This is a genomic window from Actinomycetota bacterium (assembly GCA_035536535.1).
In the GTDB taxonomy this organism is placed as follows: domain Bacteria; phylum Actinomycetota; class JAICYB01; order JAICYB01; family JAICYB01; genus DATLNZ01.
The window spans coordinates 1-6,513 of the sequence record DATLNZ010000145.1 but is presented as its reverse complement, the minus strand read 5'-3'; the positions used below and the strand labels follow the sequence as shown (position 1 = coordinate 6,513).

The following is a 6,513-nucleotide window of genomic DNA, read 5'->3' as shown; positions in this document are numbered from 1 at the left end:
GCACCACGCGACCGAGGCATCCCGGCGGACCTTCGGCGCGATGTGCGGCCTCGGCGCGAACGTCGTCCACGCCGCATCGGACTCGGCGGTGCCCGCAGTCTTGGCGGCCACGTACGCACGCCTTGCGGCCTCGGGACGCCGGCCGTACCTGATCGCACCCGGTGGATCGCAGCCCGCGGGCGTCCTCGGAGCGGTCGACGCCGGCCTGGAGCTGTGCGAGCAGGTCCGTGCCGGCGAGCTTGAGGAGCCGGACGTCGTCGTATGCGCATTCGGCAGCGGGGGAACGGCGGCCGGGCTGGCGGCCGGGCTGCAGCTGGGCGGACTGAGGACGCAGGTGGCGGCGGTCCGTGTGTACCCGTTCCCGGGGGCCGCCATCGGAGTCCTTGCGCGGCGGGTGCTGGCGCGGCTGGGCCACCGGGGCGGACTGGATCCCGGGCGGGTGCGGGTGCTGACGGGATACATGGGGGCCGGCTACGCCCAGCCGACACAGGCCGCGACGTCGGCCGTGGAAGCGGCCGCCGGTCTGGGGCTCACGCTGGAGTCGACCTACACGGGCAAGGCTTTCGCCGCCTTCCTCGAGGCGGCCGGACGGGCGCCGGACTCGAAGCTGGTCTTCTGGCACACCTACGACGCGCGGATCCCTGAAGGCCTGCCGGCGCCGGACCCGGACCGCGCTCCCCCGGCCCTCCGGCAGTTCCTCTAGAAAGAGCCCTTTACCTCGACCGGACCGAACTCCGTCACTCGCCCCACCACCCAGGACGGCGCCCCCGCTTCGGACAGCGCCCTGGCCACGTCCGGGGCGTCCGGCGTCACGATCAGCATCCCGAGGCCGCAGTTGAAAGTCCGGAGCATCTCCCCGGTCGTCACGCCCAGACCCTTCACGCGCTCGAAGACGGGGGCCCGGGGCCAGCGGTCCCCTTCGATCTCGGCCCCCGCTCCGTCCGGCAGTGCGCGCATGAGGTTCCCCACGATCCCGCCGCCGGTGACGTGCGCGGCCGCGTGCACCTCGACCCCCTGTGCGCGCAGGCCGAGGACCTTGCGCGCGTAGATCGCGGTCGGCTCCAGCAGGTCGTCCCAGGCCTGGGCTCCGGACTCCTCCAGGAGCCTGCGGACGAGCGCAAAGCCGTTGGAGTGAAGTCCGGACGACGAGATGCCCACGATGCCATCTCCGGTTCGGACCAGGTGCGGACCCCACACGCGATCCAGGTCCACCACGCCGACGCAGGTGCCCACCACGTCGTAGCCGTCCGGCGGGAGCAGGCCCGGGTGCTGCGAGGTCTCGCCGCCCACCAGGGCGCAGCCGGCCTCCGTGCAGCCGTCCGCGACTCCCTTGACGATCTCGCCCACCACTTCGGGGTCCAGCCGCTCGACGGAGACGTAGTCCACGAAGACAATCGGCTCGGCGCCGCAGCACACGACATCGTCGGCGTTCATCGCGACGGCGTCCCATCCGGCGGTGTGGTGGCGGCCGGCCCGCTGCAGCAGCTCGACCTTGGTGCCGACGCCGTCGGTGCTGACGACCAGGCCGGGACGGTTGTAGCCGCGGTCCTTCAGGCCCTCCAGCGAAAAGATTCCGGCGAACCCGCCGACATCGCCTTCGACCTCCAGCCTTCGCGTGCGTGCGGCCAGCTTCGCGAACAGGGGGACGAGGGAGTCGGCGGCCTCCTGGTCGACCCCCGCCTGCCTGTACGCGCTCATCCGGCTTCCGGCGCCGGGATCACTCGAGAACGTTCTTGCTCAGCGCCGTGGCAGCGGGGATCGGGATCGGATATCCGCCCGAGAAGCATGCGTGGCAGAACTTCTCCGAGGCGATGCCTGTGGACACGAGCATCCCGTCCAGCGACAGGTAGCCCAGCGAATCGGCGCCTATGAACTCCATGATCTCGGCGTCGGTGCGCTCGGAGGCGATCAGCTCGTCGCGGTTGGCGGTGTCGATTCCGTAGAAGCAGGGCCAGCGGATCGGCGGTGAGCTGATGCGCATGTGGATCTCGCGCGCCCCCGCCCGCCGCAGCATCTGGACGATCTCCCGCGTGGTCGTGCCGCGGACGATCGAGTCGTCCACGACCACCAGGCGCTTGCCCTCGATCACCTCGACCAGGGGGTTGAGCTTGAGGCGGACGCCCTGGCGGCGCAGCGACTGGCTCGGCTGGATGAACGTCCGGCCGACGTATCGGTTCTTGATCAGCCCCTCGCCGTAGGGCAGGTCCGATCGGTCCGCATATCCCTGGGCCGCCGCGTGTGCGGTGTCCGGGACCGGGATGACGAGGTCGGCTTCCGCCGGGGCCTCGTCGGCCAGCTGCTTTCCCATCGCGCGCCGGACTCCGTAGACGCTTCGCCCGTACAGGACGGAGTCCGGGCGGGCCAGGTAGACGAACTCGAAGACGCACAGCCGGGGCGTCGGCTCGGCCAACCGGTGGCTGTGAAGGCCGGTCTCGTCCAGAACGACCAGCTCCCCCGGCTCCACGTCCCGCAGGTAGTCGGCGCCCACGATGTCCAGGGCGCAGGTCTCCGAAGCCAGGACCCATCCGCCCGAGGGCAGCTTTCCGATGGCCAGCGGCCGGACGCCGTGGGGATCGCGGATCCCGTACACGCGGCCCTCGTCCATGGCCACCAGGCTGTAGGCGCCTTTGAGCTGGGGCTGGACGGCCCTGAATGCCTCCACCAGGTCGTCGGTCTCCTGCCTGGCCAGAAGCTCGGCGATCACGTGGGAGTCGGTGGTCGCGTCCATCTCGATGTCGGCGGCGAGCTCTGCGGTGTTGACGAGGTTGCCGTTGTGGCCGAGGGCGATATCTCCGCCGTTGGTCCTGGTCACGTGCGCCGGCTGCGCGTTCTCCCATCGGTGCGACGACCCGGTCGTGGAGTAGCGGACGTGCCCGATTCCGAGGTGGCCTTCGAGGCCGTTGAGGATCTTCTCGTTGAAGACCTGGGCGACGAGGCCGAGGTCACGGTAGACGGTGAGGTTGGCCCCGTTGCTGGTGGCTATGCCGGCGGACTCCTGTCCCCGGTGCTGCAACGAGTACAGGCCGAAGTAGGTGAGGCGGGCGACATCCTCGCCTGGGGCGTAGACGCCGAAAACGCCGCACTCGTCGCGAGGGTGGTCCAGCGCCGTGTCTACCCGGGCCTCCCAGTCGGGTTGAAAGTCAGTCGCCAGGACCCAAGTGTACCCGGGGGTACTGCATCCGACTGCCCGACATCCGGATCAGCGCCACTAGGACGGGCTTCGGCTCCCGGTGCGAGTCGGGGCGACGCTGCGGGCGGGTGCCGCGGACCCGGCGGGTGAAGGCGAAGCTCCCTTCGCGGCGGGCGTGGCGGACTGAGCTCCGCCGGTCACCGGGGCCGGCAACTCGAGGTCCTTGGCCGTGACCGTCCGGGTTATGGACACTGCCTCCAAGGTGGCGGTGGGCCGTTCGTTCGATCCCGTTCGCACCGGGCCCCCGAGCAGGGTCCGGACTCCGCGCAGCAGCAGTCCGTCGTCGGAGTAGCACAGCTCGAACTGGAAGTGGTCCGAGATCTGGCCGGTGAACCTCGTGGCGCGAGGGGGAGCGCCGGTCTCGACGGGAGCGGCGGTGGGAGTCGGCGTCGCCTTGCCCGGGGGTTGCGCGATGAAGCACCTGGCGGACTCCCCCGCGATCTCCGCGCGTTCGGTCTCCTTCACCGACTCAAACGAGTCCCGCTTGCGGACGAGCTCGTAGAAGTCGTCGAGATCGGTGTGGCCGAAGGTGCTGACCGGGCTCGTGTTGACCCTGCACTGCACCGTGGCGATCTTGAAGCACGTGAAGAACTCCCCGTTCTTCTGGAATTGCCACTGTGGAGACGAGACCTCCTGCCCACTCCTGCCGCGAGTCACCACGTCCAGGTGGCGGAGGCTGTCCGGGGGCCGGGACACGATCGTGACCCTGGTTTCCTGGGACACCTTGAGGGGCGCTACCTCGTAGCGATAGGACGCCTTGTGGGTCACCGCGTCCCCCTTGGCCGCCAGCTTGGACATCTCCCCGGCCGGCCCCTCCCTCTTCTCCGGGAGAGGTCCGTCTCCACGGCACGCGGCGGCCAGCACAACGAGCAGCAGGACCGAGGTCATCCGGCGCATCAGGCGTCCATCAACGCGGGGATGGTCCCCCGGTGTGCTCGCGCGAGGTCGTCCAGCGGCACCCGCAGCACTCCCTGGACCTCCAGCGAGTCTCCCCCGGTCGTCCCGATCACCGACGCCGGCACCCCCTCTTTGCGTGCACGGGACAGCAGAGCGTCGGACTCGGCCGGCCGGCAGGACACGACCACGCGAGCCGTCGACTCGGAGAACAGCCACCAAAGCGCGGCGGAGTCATCCGGGATCCGGATGCTGGCACCGGTCCCGGAGGCCAGGCACATCTCCGCCAGCGCGACGGCCAGACCGCCCTCCGACAGGTCGTGGGCGGCCGTCCCGAGGGACAGATCGCACAGCAGCGAGGTCAGCGCGACCTCGGCCCCCAGGTCCAGTGCGGGGGGACGTCCGGACGCCAGCGAGTGCTGCACCGCCAGGGCCTCCGACCCCCCCAGCTCCGGGCGCGTGGTCCCGAGCAGAACCAGGACGTCGCCGTCCCCCGGTGCCATCGGCCTGAACGCGTACGCGTCCGGCAGGACTCCGAGCATCCCGACCACCGGCGTCGGGTGGACCGCCCCCTGCGGGGACTCGTTGTAGAACGAGACGTTGCCGCCCGTAACGGGGATCGAGAAGGCCCGGCAAGCATCGGCCATGCCCCGGACGACCGCCGCGAAGTCGCCCATCACCTCCGGACGCTCAGGGGAGCCGAAGTTCAGGCAGTTGGTGACGGCCAGGGGACGCCCACCCATCACAGCGACGTTGCGCGCGGACTCGCACACCGCCAGCGCCCCGCCGGTCCACGGATCCAGAGAAGCGATGCGCCCCGGCCCATCCGTGGACACGACCAGGCCGGGCTGTCCGGACCCGCGTCCGGACTCCGGAACACGAAGCACCGCACCGTCCGAGCCCGGCACTGCCAGCGTGTTGAGCCGGACCATGTGGTCGTACTGCCTCCAGACCCAGTGCTTGGAAGCAACCGTCGGCGAGGCCAGGACCGACAGCAGCAGCTCGCCCAGATCCTTCGGCCAGTCCAGGGACAGGGGGTCCAGCGAGTGCAACTCGCTGCGGTCGGCCTCGACCACGGGCCTGTCGTAGACCGGCCCCTCGGCGAGCGAGTCCGCGGTGACGTCGACCTGTGGACCGCCGCCGGCGGAGACGAGCAGCCGTCCCCCGGACTCGTAGCGCCCGACGACCCTGGCCTCAAGGCCCCACTTCGCGCAGACCTCCACCGCCCTCGTCACGCGCTCCGGCGGGATGCACGCGAGCATCCGCTCCTGGGATTCCGACATGCAGATCTCCCAGGGCTCCATGTCGTGCTCTCGCAGGGGCACCTGATCCAGGTCGGCGGTCACGCCCAGTCCGCCCGCCGCGGCGGTCTCGGCCAGCGCGCACGTGATGCCGGCGGCGCCCAGGTCCTGCAGTCCGGAGAGCAGCCCCTCGCGCTTCAGCTCCAGGCACGCTTCGACCAGCAGCTTCTCCATGAACGGGTCGCCCACCTGGACCGAAGGCCGCTTTGCCTCCTGTCCTTCCTCGAACTCGCGTGAGGCGAGGATCGAAGCGCCGCCGATGCCGTCGCGTCCGGTCCGGGAGCCGAACAGCATGGCGAGCTGTCCCGGTCCGCCGGCGGCCGACCGCAGCAGGTCGTCGTCCTCGACGATCCCGATGCACATGGCGTTCACGAGGGGGTTGCCGGAGTAGGTGGGGTCGAACACCGCCTCACCGCCCACCGTGGGCAGGCCGAGGGCGTTGCCGTACCCGGCGATGCCTCGCACCACTCCGTCGAAAAGGAACCGGTTGCGCTGCTCGGACAGGGGGCCGAAGCGCAGGGAGTCAAGCAGCGCGATCGGACGGGCTCCCAGGGCAAGGATGTCCCGGACGATGCCCCCGACTCCCGTCGCCGCGCCCTGGTAGGGCTCGACCGCGGACGGGTGGTTGTGCGACTCGATCTTGAAAGCCACCCGGACTCCCGGCGCGGCCTCCACGACTCCGGCGTTTTCGCCCGGCCCGGCCAGAACCCACGGCGCGGACGTCGGCAGGTCCTTCAGGTGCCTGCGCGAGGACTTGTAAGAGCAGTGCTCCGACCACATCACGGAGTACATAGCGAGCTCGGTGTGGCTCGGCTCCCGGTCGAGCAGGGAGACGATCTTCGAGTACTCGTCGCTCGAGAGCCCAAGGGCTTCGTAGAGAGGTACGGCCGCCTTGGTCGCCACGGGGCTCAACCCCTCCCGGCGGGTTCCAGACGGACGGCGCGGCACCACTCCCCGATCGAGGCGAGGACGCGCCTGCCGTCGTCGGACCCCAGCCAGGGCTCGCAGGCTCGCTCGGGGTGCGGCATCATCCCGCCCACATTGCCGGCTGCGTTGGCGATACCGGCGGCCGACTGCCAGGACCCGTTGGGGTTGTCCACGTAGCGCAGAGCGACCCGCGGCTCCCCG

6 protein-coding genes are annotated in these 6,513 nt (G+C 70.6%); 1 reads left to right on the top strand and 5 read right to left on the bottom strand.

Annotation, left to right across the window (positions count from 1 at the left end):
• Positions 1-703 (top strand): pyridoxal-phosphate dependent enzyme (locus tag VNE62_09800; GenBank protein HVE92572.1); only part of this gene is annotated, 703 nt, incomplete at its 5' end.
• Here the strand turns inward: VNE62_09800 and purM are convergent.
• The 5 genes from purM to VNE62_09775 all read right to left on the bottom strand — a co-directional run.
• Positions 700-1,698, bottom strand: coding sequence for a phosphoribosylformylglycinamidine cyclo-ligase (purM, locus tag VNE62_09795; GenBank protein HVE92571.1), 999 nt, complete (start codon positions 1,696-1,698; stop codon positions 700-702). The two genes, VNE62_09800 and purM, sit on opposite strands and share 4 nt — an antisense overlap.
• A gap of 19 nt (positions 1,699-1,717) precedes the next feature.
• Positions 1,718-3,103 (bottom strand): amidophosphoribosyltransferase, encoded by a 1,386-nt coding sequence (gene purF, locus VNE62_09790; protein HVE92570.1) that lies wholly within the window; start codon positions 3,101-3,103, stop codon positions 1,718-1,720.
• A 105-nt stretch (positions 3,104-3,208) separates the two neighbouring features.
• Positions 3,209-4,087, bottom strand: a complete 879-nt coding sequence (locus VNE62_09785) for a hypothetical protein (GenBank protein ID HVE92569.1) — start codon at positions 4,085-4,087, stop codon at positions 3,209-3,211.
• Complete coding sequence (gene purL / locus VNE62_09780) at positions 4,087-6,288, bottom strand: phosphoribosylformylglycinamidine synthase subunit PurL (protein HVE92568.1); 2,202 nt, start codon at positions 6,286-6,288, stop codon at positions 4,087-4,089. Before purL ends, VNE62_09785 begins: the two co-directional genes overlap by 1 nt.
• Before the next feature lie 5 nt (positions 6,289-6,293).
• The coding region (locus VNE62_09775) for a phosphoribosylformylglycinamidine synthase subunit PurQ (GenBank protein HVE92567.1) at positions 6,294-6,513 on the bottom strand (220 nt) is incomplete at its 5' end.

Excerpts from the sequence above, each read along its gene's own strand:
- purM (HVE92571.1), bottom strand. The coding sequence starts at position 1,698 with ATGAGCGCGTACAGGCAGGCGGGGGTCGACCAGGAGGCCGCCGACTCC.
- VNE62_09785 (HVE92569.1), bottom strand. The coding sequence starts at position 4,087 with ATGCGCCGGATGACCTCGGTCCTGCTGCTCGTTGTGCTGGCCGCCGCG.